This is a genomic window from Pleurocapsa sp. CCALA 161, assembly GCF_003003995.1.
GTDB lineage: Bacteria > Cyanobacteriota > Cyanobacteriia > Cyanobacteriales > Xenococcaceae > Waterburya.
The window spans coordinates 1-18,811 of the sequence record NZ_PVWF01000095.1 but is presented as its reverse complement, the minus strand read 5'-3'; the positions used below and the strand labels follow the sequence as shown (position 1 = coordinate 18,811).

Below are 18,811 nucleotides of genomic sequence, written 5' to 3'. Positions count from 1 at the left end.
TGCTTACTCTCTCTGAGTTTTACACGATTTGGGTTTTCCCTTGACTTTTTTCTCATTTCCTTAACTTGTGACCAATGATAAAGAATTAAGAATTTTAGCTACTTTATACCAATTCCTAAAAATAGCTGGAAAGATAAAAAATATTCTTAGAGTCAATGAAAAGGCTTAAATATCCATAAAAGCTATCCTAAAGGATTCCCTTCGGTCAAAGCTAAGAGCTAAACCTGTCCTAAGTCTCTCGTTATTTTTGAGAATTGGTATTACCTTTGCCAAGCGGATTGAGTATTAGGGGTAATCACAACTCCTAACTCATTTTGGCTGACTGCAACTGCCACTTTTCCCCTGGCTGCATTTCTAATAACCAACGATGATACTGAATCAAACTAGGGCGATGTCCGACGCTAATAAAAGTAGTCTTGCTATCTAGCAAATATTGATAGAGAATTGCTTCATTCTGGATGTCTAAGGCACTAGTGGCTTCGTCTAAAACAACATAGCGAGGTTGGTTGATTAAAATTCTGGCGAAGGCTAATCGTTGCTGTTCTCCAAGGGATAAAATTTCATCCCAGTCTTTCTCAAGATAAAATCCCCCTGAGCGTTCTGCCAAGCCGCCTAAGTTGACTTTTTCTAGAGCATGGTTAAGCCGATCTTCGGAAATGTCTAATTTTTCGTGAGGATAGATTAGCTGGCTGTGTAACGTCCCTAAAATCATGTATGGCTTTTGAGGCAAAAACAGCATTTGTGATAGGTCAGGACGATAGATAGCGCCACTACCAGAGTTCCATAATCCAGCGATCGCCCTTAGTAAAGAACTCTTGCCACAACCACTAGCGCCGGTGATCAGTAATCCCTCTCCAGTTGGCAAACTAACAGACAAATTTTTGATTAAAGTTCTTTGATAGTTGGGAGTTTGCAGAGTTAGATTTTTAATTGCTAGGTTATTTTGCTTGATGGTGTTAATAGTTGGGCAGACCATATCTTGATCGAGAACAACTTTAGGATGGTCTAGATAAACTTTGAGACTGGATAGACGTTCAACACTGGCAGCAAATGCAGTCAACTCTTTAAATTGATCGACAATGAAATTGAGTGAATGAAAAATCACGGCAAACGCTCCTGCCGATTCTGTAACCTTCCCCACTTCTAAATCTCCAGATATCACTTGAGGGGCAATAATAATAGCAGGAAGAATATACGGAAAAAAACTATAGGCATGACTTAATAAGCCCAAATATATTTCTTTCCACAGCACCAGTAGATTAAAGTTTTGAAAAACTTCCTCAAACTTATATTTAAGACTTTGGTTTTCTTGATTTTCCCCTTGGTAAAAAGCGATCGATTCAGAATTTTCTCTAATTCTGACTAAGCCAAAGCGAAAATTAGCCTCTTTCCTAATTTGATTAAAGTTAATTTTGACCAGTTTTCTGCCAAATATACCAACAACAATTACTGAGCCAAATAGGGAATAAACCAGCAAGATATAAACCAGTCTTTGAGAAATTTGCCATAGGGCAAAGCTAAAAGCAATCACCTTAAAGACGGAAGCAACTATCGCCAGCAAAAAACCGAGTGAGTCAACGGTAAAACCTTTGATATCTTCGGCAATCCTTTGATCTGGGTTGTCAAGATCGGTATTGAATCCCAATTCATAAAAAGCACGTTGACTAAAATAACGATTCAGAAATGAGTTAGTTAACCATCTACGCCAATAGTTGCCTAATATGCCTTGAACATAACCAAAACCAGCATATAAAGGAACATAAATTACGAGAATAATAAAAAAAGTTTTAATGGTTGCTTGAAATCGATCAATTTTTTGGGCAGAAAGAGAAGAAATAATATTGCCCTGCTGCTGATTTAACAGAACACTAAGTTGGGTATGAGCCACTAACAGGATGAATAAAAGAAATAGTAGACTCAAAGCACCTTTCTTTTCATTTCCTAACCAATATAGCTTTGCTAGCGACCAAAATTGCTTAAATATCTTCAAATTAAATCGATTCATTGAGTTGTTTTGTGTAACAGAAATGCTGCTTTAAAATCAATAAGTGTTAAAAAGCGTCTAACTAAATTTTGGCTTGATACTCTGGGGAGTTAACCACATAAGTTAATAAGCCTGCACAGGCATCGTAGAGGAGATCGATAACATAGTCAAAACCGTCTGCGCCACCATAATAAGGATCGGGTATTTCCCGATCAGGTTTTGATCTAGCAAAATCACAAATCATGCGGATCTTATCTTCGTACTTGCCCTCGCGATCGAGATATAAAATATCTTGATAGTTTTCTCGATCCATTGCCAAAATCAGATCGAAGCTTTGTAAGTCGGTTGGCTTTAGTTGTCGAGATTGTCCTATCAACTCCAGCCCTCTTTTCTTCGCAGCCACACTCATGCGTCGATCTGGGGCTGCACCAACATGATATCCCGATGTTCCTGCCGAATCGCAAACAATTGTTGCTGATAAACCAGCCTCTAAGATTAGATGGTTCATAATATTTTCGGCTGATGGTGAGCGACAAATATTACCCAAACAGACGAACAATAATTTATAGGTCATAAATAATTAAAAGCGATCGATTTAACAAATATGGCTGCTGATGATTTATCTCATAATCTCTGCTTTGGTAAATGTACCACAGAGTTATATCGAAAGCCTGACAAAACAAACTTAACAGTTTAAATAGCAATTTTCGTCGGTCAAAAGGGAAAGATAAATGCAGTCAAATTAAGCATCAGCAGCTTTAAATCTAACCAGAAAATAATGAGCGATCAAACAAATTTTAGTTAAGGATTTTCAGTTATTTAGATACCTGTGATAAAACATTAGGATTAAAGATATGCTTTCATGTTCCGACTGAAAATAAGTTTTATTTGTACCAAATTGTTCGACGCTGAAATATTTAAGGCGATCGCCCTCATATATCTATAATTAATTAGCAGGATAGTTGAATGTTTAAGTCTAAAGTCAAACATCGTCCCATGTTTACACCTCGCCGACGGGCGCGCCGACGTTTTTCTGTGTTGGGCGCGATTGTTACTGTCGGGCTATTTCTCTTATCTTTAGAGCTATTGACACGGATCTTTTTCGATCTGGCTGGCGATCAAACTGAGTTTGCCCAGATCAATCAATTAAAGCCGATTGATGCCTACAAATTGGATTTCCAATCAGCAAACCTTAACCAACAAACTAAAACATCAGACTTTTTGTTGGCTAAAAGCAATATGTCTTTGGGCTATAGTTTAGTAGAAAATCAACAGCATAAATTCTGGCAAATTAATGCCCAAGGATTTCGCGATCGCGATCCAGTTCCTCTAGTTAAACCTAAGGGTGAAATCAGAATTTTCTTATTGGGTAATTCAACTGCTTTTGGTTACGGCAGTTCTAGTAATGCTAAAACAATTAGCGATCTGTTAGAAGCTCGTCTGCAACAACGTCTGGAACAACAGCAGCTTACTCCTCAAATCTACCAAACAGACTTACCTTTACCCCCTGGCGATACCAAACAACCAAAGAACTTGGCAAAGCCACCTAAAATCAAGACTGGCAAGTATCGGATCATTAATGCTGCTGTTCCTGGTTATGCTTCTGGCAATGAACTGGCGCAGATTGCTTTACAGGTGTTGAAATATCAGCCCGATTTGATTATCCTGCTAGACGGCTATCAAGACTTAATGCTGCCAAGCGATCGCAAAGCAACTCAAATTCCAGCTAGTAAAGTAGCTCAAGCGGAGCAACCAAAGAGTATAGGCACTTATATCGATCAACTGATTGAACCTGTGTTAAAAGAAAGTTATTTGGCAAGAGTGACCGCTAAATACTGGAATAAATCACAACCACAAGATGTTCAAGCAGACTTTCTCCTTGATGAGCAAACTGCTAATCTAGTCAAGCATTTACCCCAAAACGAACCAGAACTCAAAAAAAGGATAGCTCGCTATACGGAAAATCAAAAACAAATTCTTAATTTGAGTACCGCAGCACAAGTACCCCTATTAGTGGCAATCCAGCCAGAAATTACAGGACGAGATCCTAGTAAACTCACTTCCGCTGAAGGAAAAATTATTACGGAACTAGGTAGAACCTATATTGAAAAACTTAGAAAAGACTATCCCGCCTTTACCAAAGCTGCTTTTAAGCTGGCGAAATCTTATCCTAATAACGTCAAAGTAGTTAATCTGTATCACTTGACTGATAAATATCCTTCCCCTAGTTTTCTCGATCCGATTCATCTGAATGAATTAGCCAATGAAAAGGCGGCAGAACAGCTTTATTATGGTATAGCCAGTATGCCAAAAATGCAGGAAAAACCTCGACTAGCAAAACAGTTACAGCCTTTATCTGGTAAAGATAGTAAGTAATTTAGGTAGTTAGTTGCTCACTGCTTTTCCTCGCACGGATCTGGATTTGGCTTCATAAAAATATTTTGATCAATATGAAGCAAAAAATTTGTCATCATCTTAAGCTTTGCTTATGCGTAAGTGTAAAGTGTCAAAAAGTAACACGTTTAAAGCAGATGAACTACGTAAATTGTTATGTATCGTAAGATTATATAGCTCAGTAGGTTTGATAAACTTGACGTTGAAGTTTAATGGCTCTTATTGTATGCGGTCATAAAACCAAGAAATTAAGAAAGTTGCCTCTGGTATTTTTCTTGATCAAAACAACATAAAAATTCATTTTCAGGAGACTAATCAATTATGGTTCAACGAGGTTCTCAGGTTAGAATTCTTCGTCCAGAAGCCTATTGGTATAACGAAGTTGGCACAGTCGCATCGGTAGATACAAGCGGTATTCGTTACCCTGTAGTCGTGCGCTTTAACAAAGTTAATTATGCGGGCGTAAACACTAATAATTATGCAGAAGCAGAATTAAAGGAAGTAAGTCCACCTGCCAAAAAAGCAGCTAAAGCCCCCGCAGCTAAAAAGCCAAAAGAAGGTTAGTTTTAGTTTTAAATTAGAGTTAGCCTAGCATTCTCCCTCGGTAGCCAAGTTTTACTGGGGGTTTTTAGTCAGTGAGCAATGAGTAACTAACAAAATTATTGTTTGTGGCATAAGAAAGGGACAGAAATGAGTTCTCCCCTCGCTTCGCCAACTTTTACCTGTAAACCGACTCCGCCAGCTTTTGTGCGGATATAGCCCAAGCCAAAAGAGCCTGTAGGAGTGTCCGTATAGCTGGTTAAGACGCCAATCTTGCTGTCTTCTAGAGTAATTGGTGTTTGTGGTTCAACTGCTCGATCTAATTTGATCCCCCAGAGCTTTTGCTTAACGCCTTTATAGGTATTGAGACGGGCGATAGTTTCCTGTCCAATATAGCAGCCTTTTTCAAAAGATATGGTCTGCCAAAGTCCTGCTTCTAAAGGGTTATAGTCTTCTGTTAGTTCTCGGTCTGGAGTTGGTCTGCCCTGCTGTATTCTCAGGCTTTCCCACAGGCGATCGCCAAAAGGAACAACACCTTCGGCAATTAGTTTTGACCAAACTGTCCCCGCTGCCTGGAGATCCATGATTAGGGTATATCCAGGAGTTGCTAACCCACTTCCCTGGGCAACTCTTACCGCAACCCCAGCAATAGTTACTAGCTGGTTATCTGCTGCGTCTGTTAATAAAATAGTCTCAGAAGTTAAATTTGATAATAAATTAGTGCTTTGTTGACCAAGGACGCTAAATATGGCAGTATTTTCTGAAATATCAGTTAATTCAACTTTGTCAAACGGAAAAATAAAGCGGTCAAGCCAAGCCATTAGCTGCGATTGACGATGGGGTGACACCAAAACTAAAACAGAATCTTCAGTAACGTATGCCGTTGCCAAATCAAGAGTTCTAGCCGTAGAAGTGACGAATACCGTATCACAACCCTGTCCGGGCTTGAGTTTTTCAAAGTCATTGGTGCTTTGATTATGGAGATAGCGCAGTCGATCTGCCCCTGTAATTTTGAGTAAACCCCAACCAGAGCGATCGCCAATAGCGACCCCGTTGTCAATTGCTGCTAAAGCTTGGTCATCACTACCAAAACCGAGAACAACCCCTTGGTTATCAAAAATTGCCCCTGCTGATGCTTGTATTTGTTTTAATTCCATTACACTCATGATCGATCGCGATCTTCCTTGATGGGACTATTGATTATTTATTAATTATCACTTAACCCAGAAATTTGACCGATCAAGATTAATCAAAGGAAAAAAGTTACAATCATTTCATCACCGTGGTCAATTGTCGTAGTTAATTCTTAATTACTATAACCTCTAGCCTAATTTTTCTAGTGAATACCGATACCTTTCCAAGCAGTTCTGTTACTTTTGACTCTATAGATTCCGCCTTAGCGGATATTAAAGCAGGTCGCTCAATCGTTGTCGTAGACGATGAAAACCGAGAAAACGAGGGAGATCTGATCTGTGCAGCTCAGTTTGCTACTCCCAGCATGATTAATTTTATGGCGGTGGAGGCAAGAGGGTTAATTTGTTTAGCGATGACGGGCGATCGCCTTGATGATCTCGATCTGCCGTTAATGGTGAGCAAGAATACTGATAGCAATCAAACTGCCTTTACCGTGAGCATCGATGCGTCGCCGAAGTTAGGAGTCACCACAGGAATCTCCGCCGACGATCGCGCTCGCACGATTCAAGTGGCAATTAATCCCGCCAGTATTCCCGAAGATTTAGTTCGTCCTGGACATGTTTTTCCTTTACGCGCCAAAAATGGTGGAGTTTTAAAACGAGCGGGACATACGGAAGCTGGAGTAGATTTAGCTAGATTAGCGGGACTATATCCTGCGGGGGTGATTTGTGAGATTCAAAACCCCAATGGTTCAATGGCGCGTTTACCCCAGTTGGTTAAGTATGCCCAAGAACACGACTTGAAATTAATTAGCATTGCCGATCTCATTAGCTATCGCCTCAAGTATGATCGCTTTGTCTATCGAGAAACTGTATGTGACTTTCCTAGCCAGTTTGGGGATTTTAAAATTTATGCCTATCGCAATGCTTTAGATAATACAGAGCATCTGGCGATTGTGAAGGGAGATCCTCAAGAACTAGCTGCCAAGCCAGCCATGGTCAGAATGCATTCAGAGTGTCTAACAGGAGATGCTTTAGGCTCAATGCGCTGTGACTGTCGGATGCAGCTACATGCAGCTTTAAAGATGATTGAGGCCCATGGTTTGGGAGTAGTAGTATATCTGCGTCAAGAGGGCAGAGGAATTGGTCTAGTTAATAAGCTCAAAGCTTATACTTTGCAGGATATGGGTTTGGACACTGTAGAAGCTAACGAACGTTTGGGTTTTCCTGCTGATCTGCGGGATTATGGCATGGGGGCGCAGATTTTAAATGACCTCAGTGTCAAGCAAATTCGCCTGATTACTAATAATCCGCGCAAGATTGCTGGTTTGAAAGGCTACGGTTTAGAAATAGTCGATCGCTTACCTCTATTAATTGAAGCCACTGACTATAATTCTCAATATTTAGCAACTAAAGCCAAAAAACTAGGTCATTTGTTGCTGCAAACTTACTTAGCTACCGTAGCAATTTCTTGGCAACAGGGAGCAATTTCTCCTGAAGCTCAGTATGAAAAGCTTGATAAAATTCGCTATCTAGCCAAGGGAGAGAATTTTCTGGTTCAGGAAGAAGCTCGACCAATTGCGATCGCTTTATTTAGTCAGGCTAATTTGATTTTGCATTTGGGTTTCGATCAGCCAAATTTGGCTAATGCTAATTGGTATCAAAACTGCAATCATCCCGATCTAGCAGGGGTATTAAAGATTCTCGACCAGCTAGCTACTTGGCAAGATGTTAGTCGTTTAGAGTTTTTAATCGCTCCTGGAGACGATCCGATGTCTAGTCTCCAAAACAAGTTGGATCGTCAGCATCACCATTTAACTCAAAAGCCATCTCAACTCTGTAAGACGATTGAAAGTCAAATGATTTATAGTTTTAGCCATCCTAGGGATCAATACGGCAAAGATTAATATTTCTGGTTGAACAAGCACCAGCGAGAAATTATGCTCATTTTTGTTGAAATCCATATTCTGTTAACATTAGCTACAGAAATTATTGTCTTATTACCTCATGGCTTCTCCGATTGTCAGTATTCAAGACGGTGCAGAAAATTCGCAGCAGTTATTAATTCATCCTCGTAGTGAGGGAATTTCTGTTCAGGGTAAGCTCACTATTCCAGGAGATAAGTCCATATCTCATCGAGCCTTGATGTTAGGAGCGATCGCCGCAGGAGAAACAGTCATTGAGGGTTTGTTGTTAGGAGAAGATCCTCGCAGTACCGCTACCTGTTTTCGAGCAATGGGCGCGAAAATTTCGGAATTAAATTCCCAACGAGTTACCGTCACAGGGGTCGGCTTAGGTAACCTGCAAGAACCAAACGATGTTTTGGATGCGGGTAATTCGGGAACAACTATGCGCTTGATGTTAGGCTTACTTGCTTCTCATAGCGATCGCCTGTTTACCGTCACAGGAGATAGTTCTCTGCGATCCCGTCCTATGTCACGGGTGGTCAAACCTTTGACCCAAATGGGAGCAAAAATCTGGGGTCGTCAGGGTAATACTCTTGCTCCTCTAGCCGTGCGCGGAAGGCAATTACAACCCACTCACTATCATTCGCCTATTGCTTCGGCACAGGTTAAATCCTGCATTCTCCTAGCAGGATTGATGGTAGATGGTCAGACCACCGTAACTGAACCTGCTTTGTCCCGTGACCACAGTGAAAGGATGCTGCAAGCTTTTGGCGCAACTTTAGATATCGATCACCACACCCACAGCGTTACTCTAACCGGCAAGCCTACTTTGCGCGGACAAAAAGTTGTTGTTCCTGGAGATATAAGTTCTGCTGCTTTTTGGCTGGTGGCTGGGGCAATTGTTCCCAACTCAGATTTACTGATTGAGAATGTGGGAGTTAATCCGACTCGCACAGGAGTTTTGGAAGCTTTGGAGATGATGGAGGCAGATATTACCAGACTCAACGAGCGAATAGTAGCAGGAGAGCCTGTAGCAGACTTGAGAGTGCGCCACAGTAAGCTAAAAGCCTGCGAAATTGGAGGAAATTTGATTCCCCGCTTAATTGATGAAATTCCCATTTTGGCTGTGGCTGCTGCATTTGCACAAGGAACAACCGTGATTAAAGATGCTGCGGAGTTAAGAGTTAAAGAAAGCGATCGCCTAGCGGTTATGGCAACGGAATTAAGCAAAATGGGGGCAAAGATTACTGAATTAACAGATGGGTTGGAAATTATAGGTGGATATAAGTTAAAAGGCGCAGAAGTGGATAGCTTTACCGATCATCGTATTGCGATGAGTTTAGCGATCGCCGCTTTAAATGCTCATGGTAAAACTATAATTAATCGCGCTGAAGCAGCTTCGATCTCCTATCCCAATTTTGTTGATACTCTAACTACAATTTTGCAATAGCCAAAAATCAATAATCGTGATCCCTAACCAACAATCAACATCCTCAAACATTCAAGCCAAGTTTCAATTTTATTTTGCTACACGGCTTAACTACCACTAACTTCACAGGATAGTTGACTAAACACCACAATTACTCAATAATAATTAAATCAATCTTTAAATTTTCTAGATTACACCTCTAGATGGCAGCAGCTACTTGTCCTAATTGCAATGAACCAAGTGCTGCGCGTGAAGACGAACTTAAATTAATTGGTTTACTTTTGTTAAAGTTTGCTTGAGTATCAGAGTTGGGAATTTCTGTTCTACAGTGGCTACAAAGCCAAAAACTCCGACGGCTACTAAGATGCAGGAGCATAGAACTGGAACAGCAGGGGCAAGAACTGTTGACATTCATGATTTTTACCGTAATATATCTAAACAAAAAGGATTTAAAACTTAATTTCTCTCTATAGATCCAATATAGATAAGATTTTTAAGATGTGAGGAAATTGTCAAAGTACGCAACATTTTTGTCAAGAAACCTTAAAAATTATGCCAAGATCCTGTGACTTTTAAACGATAGATGTTAAACAAATACAGATAATTTATGCGGTCTTTATGCAGCCTGTAAATATATTGCTTGAAACCACAAAAATGATCTGTATGATCGATCACCTTATTTAGCTGAATTACGAAAAATAATTACGGTGCTATTGGCGTGATGGGCGATCGCTTCGGGAATATTGCCGTTCATTACATTTTGTAGTAAGCCTTCGTTGCTAGCCCCTAAAATCACCAAGCCGTATTTTTTGTCTTGAGTTAATTCAATGACGGCTTTTGAGACAGAATCACTGGAAATTAGTAGGGGAAAGATAGGGCAATCGAGTTTATTTTTAACTAATTCGACTGCCTGTAAAAAATCGGTAGTATAGTGTCCCCCTAAATCGGCAGAAGATACCTGACATAGCTGGATTTTCGGCGGAATAGAATATAAATTAGCTAAAGCAGGCACAATAGCTAAAAGTTTATGAATGCGATCGCCCCCTGTAGTCGGAATCAGCCATTTATGGCGTAGATCGAGCTGTTGAGGAAAGGCATGAGGTGCATTCCCTAGCTTAATCAGCAGCAGATCGCAGGATGCTTGATGGATCAGAGTATCTACCACATTGCCAAAAATCGATTCAATTCCTGAACTTTTACCTTTCCAACCCATAAGCAACAGATCGATCTGTTCTCTGGTAATGGTTTCTAAAATAGCCTCACTAATATCTGTAGCAACGCGAATTTGAGTATGTAGGGAAATACCTGATGCTTTACCCCAGTTCTCTAGCTGCTGCATTAGCTTGCGTTCAGCGTCCGTTTCCACATTAGCCTGGGCAGGATAAACATAATTGGGAACACAGATCACGCGCAAACACTGAATTTCATACTGATGATATTTGGCGATCGCTGCGGCAATTGTTAACAAGTCATCTATATGTTCGGGATTTGCCAGGGGTAATAAAATACGCCCTTTTCCTGTGGCGGGAGAACGACTTTGATACACCACGTAAGAAGGTTCGAGGTGAGCTTTGGGATGATGATCGTAGTTTAGCTGTTTAGCTTCAGCTTTAATAATGTCGCTGCGGGTGATAATCCCCAGGAGTTTATAACCTTCAGTCACGGGTAAACGCGAAAGCTGATAGCGATTGAGGAGATATAAAACATCCCCTAAAGAAGTTTCAGGAGAGACTGAAATCGGGTGAGGAGTCATAATGTCCTTGAGCAACATTGAGGTTGCTGGTTGACTATCTTGAGGAAGATCCGACTGAGCAATAATACCCACAAGCTTGCCGTCTTCCAGCACAGGAAAACCACGATGATGCGATCGCGATATTGCCTTGACTAACTCTGGTAAAGGAAGATTACTGGGAAGAGTTTCTACTTTAGGCTGCATCACGTCGTTTGCCGTCAATTCCGTCATAAAATCATGGTTCGGTTTATCTTCCGTTAGTTCAATCCCGCTAATTTCTAGTAAATGCTCATATAAAGACCCCTTGGAAACACTTTCCGCCACAATATATGCTATGGCACAGCTAATCATCAAAGGCAGTACCAAATTAAAGTCTGCCGTCATTTCAAACACGATAATAATTGCCGTCACGGGAACTCTAACTACCGAGGTGAAGAATGCCCCCATGCCTGCCAGGGCAAAAGTATAGGGAGATTCCGACCCAATTAAAGCCACCTCTGCCAACCCAACCAAATATCCTAAAGCAGAACCTAATACCAAAGCAGGGGCAAATAACCCTCCTGGCGCACCCGCACTATATGCCAAAATAGTCAGGCAAAATTGAGCCACAAAGATAACCGCTGTTGTCTGCCAGCTAAACTGCCCAGTAATTAATAATTCTTTTAATCCTGCGTTATCTTCAAAAAAGGGTGGCAGCCAAGCAACTATAGTGCCTGAAATCAATCCAGCTAAACCAATTTGGATGGGTATTGGGAAAGGGAAGGTACGACTAAACTTCATGCCATGAATAATCCCTCGGTTAAAAATGCCCCCCAATACTCCTGCTAAAATACCCAACACGATATAAAAGGGAATATCATTAACAGCAAAACTACCTTTGCGTGCCGAATCGATTACTGCCAAGGGAACATTGAGATCGGTTGCACTCAGGATGCGGGAAACAACAGCACCAGTAAAAGAAGCAGCGATCGCAGTTTCTAAAGTCAAGCCCGAAATATCTCGCATCAACTCTTCAACAACAAACAGCACCCCCGCAATAGGCGTATTAAAGCCTGCTGCCAAACCTGCTGCTGCCCCGGCGGCAATCATCTGACGGCGATTAGTAGGAGAATTAGGAATCCAGCGACTAACCTGCGCCCCTAATGCAGCCCCAATATGCACTGTGGGACCACGACGACCAACGGTAAATCCAGCCCCCACAACTAAAATGGTTGCTAGGGTTTTAACTAGGGCAGTACGCAAGTCTAAAACTACGGGATACTTAGCTAAAGCAGCTTTAACTTGGGGAATACCACCCCCAGCCGCAGAAGGTGACAAAACCTGAATGATTACTCCTGCCAGAGTCCCACAAACTAGACCCGTTAGGGGTAAAACAATTTTTCCCCCCATCAGATTCGCTGTCTGTACCCGCCAACCTCCCAGCCAGCCAATCCCCTGCTTGAGCAAGACCGCAGCCAAAGCCGAAAACAAACCGATTAAACAGGCTTCTAACAAAGCGTAACGAGTATCTAGAGAACTATTTGCCAACCATGAAGATTTTTGCACCTTAGCCAGCAACTTTTTCATTCTCTTAGACTTCGGATGACCCAACCGCACAAGTAATTATAAAAAATCTTGAGAGCAAAGACATTTTTGCGATCGCTCTACAGTATTAGTTTTAGCTTATCTCGAACTTACGTCAATTTACAATTGACACTCTGTTGGAACAGCATACAGAAGATTGAGAGGTTGTCTGCGGTAAATAGATTAAGAACGTCAACAAATTCTTACAAAAACATTGTTTGCGATCGCTTTATGAGGAAAATTTCAGCTATACTAATTAAGTATTGAGAAACAGCCTCTCTCTTCAGAAGCAAGGAACAATGAATATCTAGCTACAGTCATTAAGCTAATGCATTTGCTTAAATAATCCTCTCGGCAAATAAGGGTTAACATTCTTTTTCCAGCAAAAGGCAATAGATAGTATTGATTTTCTCCGTAAGACTTAATGGCTGTCTAATTTCAGCAACCTATTGTTAATGTCCAATCCTAGATAAATGGTTAATGGTTGATATTTCTGTGGTTAAATTTCGGTAATTACCAAGATTAATATGGGTAATCTCTAGCCATACATAGCGCGATATATCTTATCATTAATTAACAATTGGCATTATAATAAGCATCGTTGCCATGAGAAATTAGATTGGCTGCACAACGTTAAACAGACGATTGAAATCTAAACCTGCACGGATTAGATCTGCAACAATCAGTGACCTCACCACATAGCATCTAAAAAGATAATTACCCTTCGGTAAACTCCGCGAACGTGAGGTCAAGTATTAATCATCAAAATATAGACAAAAATGAAAGACCTTTCTCGATATCGGAACATAGGCATCTTCGCTCACGTAGATGCAGGTAAAACAACCACTACAGAGAGAATCCTCAAGCTGACTGGTAAAAGTCACAAGATCGGTGAGGTACATGATGGAGAAGCAACAACTGACTTCATGGATCAGGAAAAAGAACGTGGTATTACAATTCAATCTGCCGCCACCAGCTGTTTTTGGCAAGATCACCAGCTAAATATCATTGATACTCCTGGTCACGTAGATTTCACCATTGAAGTTTACCGTTCTTTAAAAGTGCTTGACGGTGGTATTGGTGTGTTCTGTGGTTCGGGTGGGGTTGAGCCTCAGTCTGAGACTAACTGGCGCTACGCCAACGATTCTAAAGTAGCTCGAATCATCTACGTGAACAAGTTAGATCGTACTGGTGCGGATTTTTATAGTGTCTGTAAACAGGTTAAAGAAATTCTGGCTGCGACACCTTTAATCATGGTGTTACCTATCGGGGTTGAAAATGATTTTAAAGGCGTAGTCGACTTATTAACTCGTAAAGCCTGGGTCTGGGACAATTCTGGTCTGCCAGAAAACTACGAAATCCAAGATGTTCCTGCGGACATGGTTGATGACGTGGAAACTTACCGCGAACAGCTAATTGAAACTGCGGTAGAACAAGATGATGAGTTGATGGAGAAATACCTTGAGGGTGAAGAGCTTTCCGTTGATGAAATCAAGTCTTGTATTCGTAAAGGTACTCGCGAATTGGCTTTCTTCCCTACTTACTGTGGTTCTTCCTTTAAAAATAAAGGGGTGCAGTTAGTCTTAGACGGGGTGGTTGACTATTTACCTAGCCCCACTGAAGTTCCACCCCAGCCTGAAGTTGACTTAGAAGGCAAAGAAACAGGTAAATATGCAATTGTCGATCCTGAAGGACCTTTGCGTGCTTTGGCATTCAAAATTATGGATGACCGTTATGGTGCGTTGACCTTTACTCGGATCTACTCAGGTACGTTAAATAAAGGCGAATCTGTGCTAGATACTGCTACAGGCAAAACTGAGCGTGTCGGACGGATGGTCGAAATGCACGCCGATTCTCGTGAAGAGATTGATTCTGCACAAGCAGGAGATATTATTGCGATCGTTGGTTTGAAAAACATCCAAACTGGACACACTCTCTGCGATCCCAAAAATCCAGCAACTCTTGAGCCAATGGTCTTCCCTGATCCAGTAATTTCCATTGCCGTAACACCTCTTAACAAAGGTGCTTCTGAGAAAATGGGTGTTGCTTTAAGCAAGATGGTTCAAGAAGATCCCTCTTTCTATGTGGAGACAGACTTTGACAGTGGCGAAACTATTATCAAAGGAATGGGTGAACTTCACCTAGACATCAAGGTAGATATTCTTAAACGTACTCACGGTGTCGAAGTGGAAGTAGGCAAACCTCAAGTAGCTTATCGTGAGTCGATTACTAAAACCGTCACTGATAGCTATACCCATAAGAAACAGTCTGGTGGTTCTGGTCAGTTTGGTAAAATCGATTATACTATCGAGCCTGGCGAACCTGGTTCTGGGTTTGAATTTGAGTCTAAAGTTACTGGTGGTAACGTTCCTCGTGAATTCTGGCCCGCAGTTGAAAAAGGTTTTGCTAACAGCATTGAAAAAGGTGTCTTAGCAGGTTTCCCTTGCGTAGATTTAAAAGTCACCCTAACCGATGGTTCTTTCCACCCTGTCGATTCTAGTGCGATCGCGTTTGAAATTGCCGCCAAATCTGGTTATCGTCAAACACTACCCAAAGCTGGTCCACAAATTCTCGAGCCGATTATGAACGTGGACGTATTTACTCCTGACGATCATATGGGTGATGTCATTGGAGACTTAAACCGTCGTCGTGGCATGATTAAATCGCAAAATTCAACTCCAATGGGTGTTCGTATCAAAGCTGACGTGCCTTTGAGCGAGATGTTTGGTTACATTGGTGACCTTCGCACTATGACTTCTGGTCGTGGTCAGTTCTCAATGGAATTTAATCACTATTCACCTTGTCCTAAGAATGTGGCCGAAGAAGTGATTGCCGAAGCTAAAGAACGTCAAGCAGCTAAATAACTGATAGTTGAAAGTTGAATTGGCACTGTTTTAGCTTCAGCTGGAAGTAATAAATTTTAGTCTCGCCTAGTAATAACTACTAGGCGAGTTTTTTTTAGAAGTCACAAGTCGGCTTAAGCTCCTCAGAGCTAACCTTCATCGCTACTAATAATTTTGGGTACGCGGAAAAAATCCCCCTGTTGCTCAGGTGCAGCCTTCAGCAAGTCTGCCTTATCAGGAAAAGGAAATACTTGATCGGCACGAGTAATATTACTAGTTTCAATGGCTCTGGTGGTAGGTGGTACATCCGTGGTATCCAATTCACTCAACTGATCGAAGTACTCCAAAATACTGTTTAGTTGAGTGGTAAATTCCACCTCTTCCGCCTCGGTAATATTTAGTCGGGCTAAATTAGCTACTTTTCTTACTTCTGCGCGATCAATCATATTGACTTTTAACTTTTAACTTTTAACTTTTAAAAGAATACATCCATTTCCGATCGCCCTGTCGTCTTCAGCCAGTTTTGAGCTTCCAGATAGTTGTTAGGGGCAATTCTAATTGCCTGCTTCCAATATTCCGCAGCTTTGTCATAAAAAGATTCTGCCTCTTCAACATTGCCTGCTTCTTTGGCTTTCTCCCCTTCATAATGATAAATTACCGCCACGTTATTTAATGCCTGGGGCATTCTTGGGTTCAAATCAATCGCCTCGGTATATAATTCAATTGCCTTCTCGATGTTGCCATTACTGGCGTAAATTAAGCCCATATTGTAGAGAATGTAGCTGCGATCGTTAGAATCTTCTTCTAGAGTTAACGCCTCTTCGTAGTTTTCTAAAGCTTCTGCATATTCACCGTCTCCCTGTGCCGACATGCCATCGCGATAGTAAGCAAAGGCTTCCTTGGCTTTTTTGTTAGTTGGCAGCGCCTTGAGAATAATGTCTGCCATGACGGTAAAGGTTTTATCGACAAAGTTATCGTTTCTCTGGGTGCGGGGCATACTTAAATTTTTAAATCATTTAAATTTTAATAGATAAATAAATCCTAACGTCAAAGCAAAAGTAAAAACGATAAGTTTATTTTAGTTAATCCTCGTAAGGGCGAACCGCTGTTCGTCCTTACCTAATCATGTCTTTTTTATTTGGAATGACTATAATTTTTTTACCTACTCTTGGTCAGAATTTAAAGCCTAATTTTGCAGCTTAAATCTCCTGCTTTTTGGGAAAATCGGAGGTTTTCTTTATAATCCACGGGGCAGTCAATGACAGCAGGAACATCATCCATTAAAGCCTTTTTTAAAGTAGGAATTAAATCTTCTGCCGATGATACTCGATAGCCTTTTAAGCCCATGCTCTCGGCAAATTTAACAAAGTCAGGATTACCAAAACTAACCGAAGTCGAGTGACCAAACTGATTAATCTGCTTCCACTCAATCAAGCCGTAACCATTGTCATTAAAAATCAGGGTTACAAAAGGAGTTTTGACTCGTAATGCCGTCTCTAATTCCTGACAGTTCATCATAAACCCGCCATCCCCTGTCACTGCGACAACTTTGCGATCGGGATAGACTAGTTTAGCTGCCAATGCTCCTGGGATAGCAATACCCATCGCTGCAAAACCATTAGAAATAATACAGGTATTGGGACAATCGCAATGATAGTGACGAGCCATCCACATTTTATGCGCTCCCACATCAGAAATCACAATATCTTCGGGAGCCATCACCTGACGAAGATCGTAGACAATTTTTTGGGGCTTGATGGGAAAACCATCATCATTAGCGTATTGTTCATAGTCGGCTCTAATCTGACTACGTAGCTCGCTAACTCCTAAAGGAGTAGCTTTTCCAGAGCGATCGCAACGTTTCACAATATCATTGAGGGAATCTGAAATATCACCAAATACCTCTACTTGTGGAATGTAGCTACTATCAATTTCCGATTTGCTCTCATCAATATGAATAATCTGTTTATTCCCTTCGGGATTCCATTTTTTCGGTGAATATTCAATCAGGTCATAACCAACTGCAATCACCAGATCTGCCTCTTCAAAAGCACAACTAATTAAATCTCGCTGCTGTAAGCCAATTGTCCATAATGACAAAGGATGAGTATAGGGAATTGCTCCTTTACCCATAAAAGTATTTGCTACAGGAATACCCAGTTGAGTAGCAAATTCAGTTAAAGCGTCGCTAGCTAAACCGCGAATTACTCCATTTCCTGCCAAAACTAGCGGATTTTTCGCTTTAGAGATGGCAGCAGCAGCAGCATTGAGGCTGCGAGTAGAGGCATAGGTTTTTTCTCGATTGTCTTTATTTAAGGGCTTGATCTTGAGGGGCATGGCTGCAATATTTTCGGGCAGATCGATATGAACCGCACCAGGTTTTTCGGATTGGGCTACTTTAAAGGCTTTACGCACAATTTCAGCAGTATTGTCTGGGCGAACAATCTGAGCATTCCATTTAGTGATGGGAGCAAACATGGCTACGAGGTCTAGATACTGATGTGATTCAATATGCATCCGCTCCGTACCTACTTGTCCTGTAATAGCGACAAGGGGCGCGCCATCTAGGTTAGCATCGGCAACACCCGTCATTAAATTAGTCGCGCCAGGCCCTAGTGTGGACAGGCAAACTCCTGCCTTTCCTGTCAAACGACCATAGACATCAGCCATAAATGCCGCACCTTGTTCGTGGCGAGTAGTAATAAATTGAATTGAGGAATCTCTCAAAGCTTCCAGAACGTGTAGGTTTTCTTCGCCTGGCAAACCAAAGACGTATTCTACCCCTTCATTTTCTAGACACCGTATTAAAATCTCTGCCACATTAGACTCGCCCATTACCTTATTTACCCTATTAATCAATTGTTGAGTTTTTCACCAGTTTATTATTATTAACAAATTATGTATTATTTGTAACTGATAATTTGCAGTAATTCTGATGGTTCTCTGACTTTGAAGTTGAGCTTAACTTTAACCGAATTTTTTTCCAAGAGGGGATTTATAACTTAAATCAACCTATCGCTATTATTTTACAACGATGATTAAGTTGAGCGAAGAAAGCGCTTTAAATCAGTGGTTGTTTTGACATCAGGTTAAGTACCTATGCAAAATTAATTACATAGCGATCGCCACAGATCATCGATTAACTATCAAGCACTGGTTTATTGCACTTGAACTGCGACTTTAAGTTAACAGCAAAGCCAGCGACCAAAATAGTTAAGCCTCCCGTAATCCATAGAGGAGCAGTATAGTTTAAACTAACCAGCAAACCTGAAATTACTGGACCGAT

Annotated in this window: 13 protein-coding genes; 6 read left to right on the top strand and 7 right to left on the bottom strand. The window is 41.1% G+C overall.

The genetic code is table 11. The features are described from left to right. Nucleotides 1–304: 304 nt before the first annotated feature. Nucleotides 305–2,005, bottom strand: a complete 1,701-nt coding sequence (locus C7B62_RS18845; protein ID WP_106240590.1) for an ABC transporter ATP-binding protein/permease — start codon at nt 2,003–2,005, stop codon at nt 305–307. Nucleotides 2,006–2,066: 61 nt separating this feature from the next. Continuing rightward, entirely contained in the window at nt 2,067–2,558 is a 492-nt protein-coding gene (locus C7B62_RS18840; RefSeq protein WP_106240586.1) for a low molecular weight protein-tyrosine-phosphatase, read from the bottom strand. 392 nt (nt 2,559–2,950) lie between these two features. Here C7B62_RS18840 and C7B62_RS18835 point away from each other — a divergent pair, with 392 nt between their 5' ends. After that, nucleotides 2,951–4,360, top strand: coding sequence for an SGNH/GDSL hydrolase family protein (locus tag C7B62_RS18835; protein WP_106240583.1), 1,410 nt, complete (start codon nt 2,951–2,953; stop codon nt 4,358–4,360). Between the two features lie 339 nt (nt 4,361–4,699). Continuing rightward, nucleotides 4,700–4,942, top strand: a complete 243-nt coding sequence (locus C7B62_RS18830) for a photosystem I reaction center subunit IV (protein ID WP_106240579.1) — start codon at nt 4,700–4,702, stop codon at nt 4,940–4,942. A 95-nt stretch (nt 4,943–5,037) separates the two neighbouring features. On the opposite strand, the gene C7B62_RS18825 is transcribed toward C7B62_RS18830, so the two are convergent. Continuing rightward, the gene (locus C7B62_RS18825; RefSeq protein ID WP_106240576.1) at nt 5,038–6,075 is read right to left on the bottom strand and encodes a folate-binding protein YgfZ; all 1,038 of its coding nucleotides are present in this window, start codon (nt 6,073–6,075) and stop codon (nt 5,038–5,040) included. Between the two features lie 182 nt (nt 6,076–6,257). On the opposite strand from C7B62_RS18825, the gene ribBA reads away from it, so the two are divergent. The 3 genes from ribBA (at nt 6,258) to C7B62_RS26905 (ending at nt 9,847) form a co-directional block, all read left to right on the top strand. Next, nucleotides 6,258–7,958 (top strand): bifunctional 3,4-dihydroxy-2-butanone-4-phosphate synthase/GTP cyclohydrolase II, encoded by a 1,701-nt coding sequence (ribBA, locus tag C7B62_RS18820; RefSeq protein ID WP_106240573.1) that lies wholly within the window; start codon nt 6,258–6,260, stop codon nt 7,956–7,958. Nucleotides 7,959–8,058: 100 nt separating this feature from the next. After that, a complete protein-coding gene (aroA, locus tag C7B62_RS18815) occupies nt 8,059–9,408 on the top strand; it encodes a 3-phosphoshikimate 1-carboxyvinyltransferase (protein WP_106240569.1) in 1,350 nt (449 codons plus the stop codon). 307 nt (nt 9,409–9,715) lie between these two features. Then, complete coding sequence (locus C7B62_RS26905) at nt 9,716–9,847, top strand: hypothetical protein (RefSeq protein ID WP_255414057.1); 132 nt, start codon at nt 9,716–9,718, stop codon at nt 9,845–9,847. A gap of 216 nt (nt 9,848–10,063) precedes the next feature. Here the strand turns inward: C7B62_RS26905 and C7B62_RS18810 are convergent, their stop codons facing one another. Beyond that, entirely contained in the window at nt 10,064–12,685 is a 2,622-nt protein-coding gene (locus C7B62_RS18810; protein WP_106240566.1) for a chloride channel protein, read from the bottom strand. A 776-nt stretch (nt 12,686–13,461) separates the two neighbouring features. Here C7B62_RS18810 and fusA point away from each other — a divergent pair. Further along, the gene (gene fusA, locus C7B62_RS18805) at nt 13,462–15,546 is read left to right on the top strand and encodes an elongation factor G (protein WP_106240562.1); all 2,085 of its coding nucleotides are present in this window, start codon (nt 13,462–13,464) and stop codon (nt 15,544–15,546) included. 128 nt (nt 15,547–15,674) lie between these two features. On the opposite strand, the gene gatC is transcribed toward fusA, so the two are convergent. The 3 genes from gatC to C7B62_RS18790 all read right to left on the bottom strand — a co-directional run bounded on the left by gatC (nt 15,675) and on the right by C7B62_RS18790 (nt 18,360). Further along, complete coding sequence (gene gatC, locus C7B62_RS18800; protein WP_106240559.1) at nt 15,675–15,971, bottom strand: Asp-tRNA(Asn)/Glu-tRNA(Gln) amidotransferase subunit GatC; 297 nt, start codon at nt 15,969–15,971, stop codon at nt 15,675–15,677. Between the two features lie 29 nt (nt 15,972–16,000). Continuing rightward, nucleotides 16,001–16,522: a photosystem I assembly protein Ycf3 gene (locus C7B62_RS18795; RefSeq protein ID WP_106240557.1), complete on the bottom strand. Its 522-nt coding sequence runs from the start codon at nt 16,520–16,522 to the stop codon at nt 16,001–16,003. 182 nt (nt 16,523–16,704) lie between these two features. Continuing rightward, a complete protein-coding gene (locus C7B62_RS18790; RefSeq protein ID WP_106240554.1) occupies nt 16,705–18,360 on the bottom strand; it encodes an acetolactate synthase large subunit in 1,656 nt (551 codons plus the stop codon). Nucleotides 18,361–18,811 lie beyond the last annotated feature (451 nt).

What these genes read in the sequence shown, in the direction of transcription:
- fusA (WP_106240562.1), top strand. Translation starts at nt 13,462, where the DNA reads ATGAAAGACCTTTCTCGATATCGGAACATAGGCATCTTCGCTCACGTA.
- C7B62_RS18845 (WP_106240590.1), bottom strand. Translation starts at nt 2,005, where the DNA reads ATGAATCGATTTAATTTGAAGATATTTAAGCAATTTTGGTCGCTAGCA.
- C7B62_RS18790 (WP_106240554.1), bottom strand. Translation starts at nt 18,360, where the DNA reads ATGGGCGAGTCTAATGTGGCAGAGATTTTAATACGGTGTCTAGAAAAT.
- C7B62_RS18810 (WP_106240566.1), bottom strand. Translation starts at nt 12,685, where the DNA reads ATGAAAAAGTTGCTGGCTAAGGTGCAAAAATCTTCATGGTTGGCAAAT.
- C7B62_RS18795 (WP_106240557.1), bottom strand. Translation starts at nt 16,522, where the DNA reads ATGCCCCGCACCCAGAGAAACGATAACTTTGTCGATAAAACCTTTACC.
- C7B62_RS18840 (WP_106240586.1), bottom strand. Translation starts at nt 2,558, where the DNA reads ATGACCTATAAATTATTGTTCGTCTGTTTGGGTAATATTTGTCGCTCA.
- C7B62_RS18830 (WP_106240579.1), top strand. Translation starts at nt 4,700, where the DNA reads ATGGTTCAACGAGGTTCTCAGGTTAGAATTCTTCGTCCAGAAGCCTAT.
- aroA (WP_106240569.1), top strand. Translation starts at nt 8,059, where the DNA reads ATGGCTTCTCCGATTGTCAGTATTCAAGACGGTGCAGAAAATTCGCAG.
- gatC (WP_106240559.1), bottom strand. Translation starts at nt 15,971, where the DNA reads ATGATTGATCGCGCAGAAGTAAGAAAAGTAGCTAATTTAGCCCGACTA.
- C7B62_RS18825 (WP_106240576.1), bottom strand. Translation starts at nt 6,075, where the DNA reads ATGGAATTAAAACAAATACAAGCATCAGCAGGGGCAATTTTTGATAAC.
- C7B62_RS18835 (WP_106240583.1), top strand. Translation starts at nt 2,951, where the DNA reads ATGTTTAAGTCTAAAGTCAAACATCGTCCCATGTTTACACCTCGCCGA.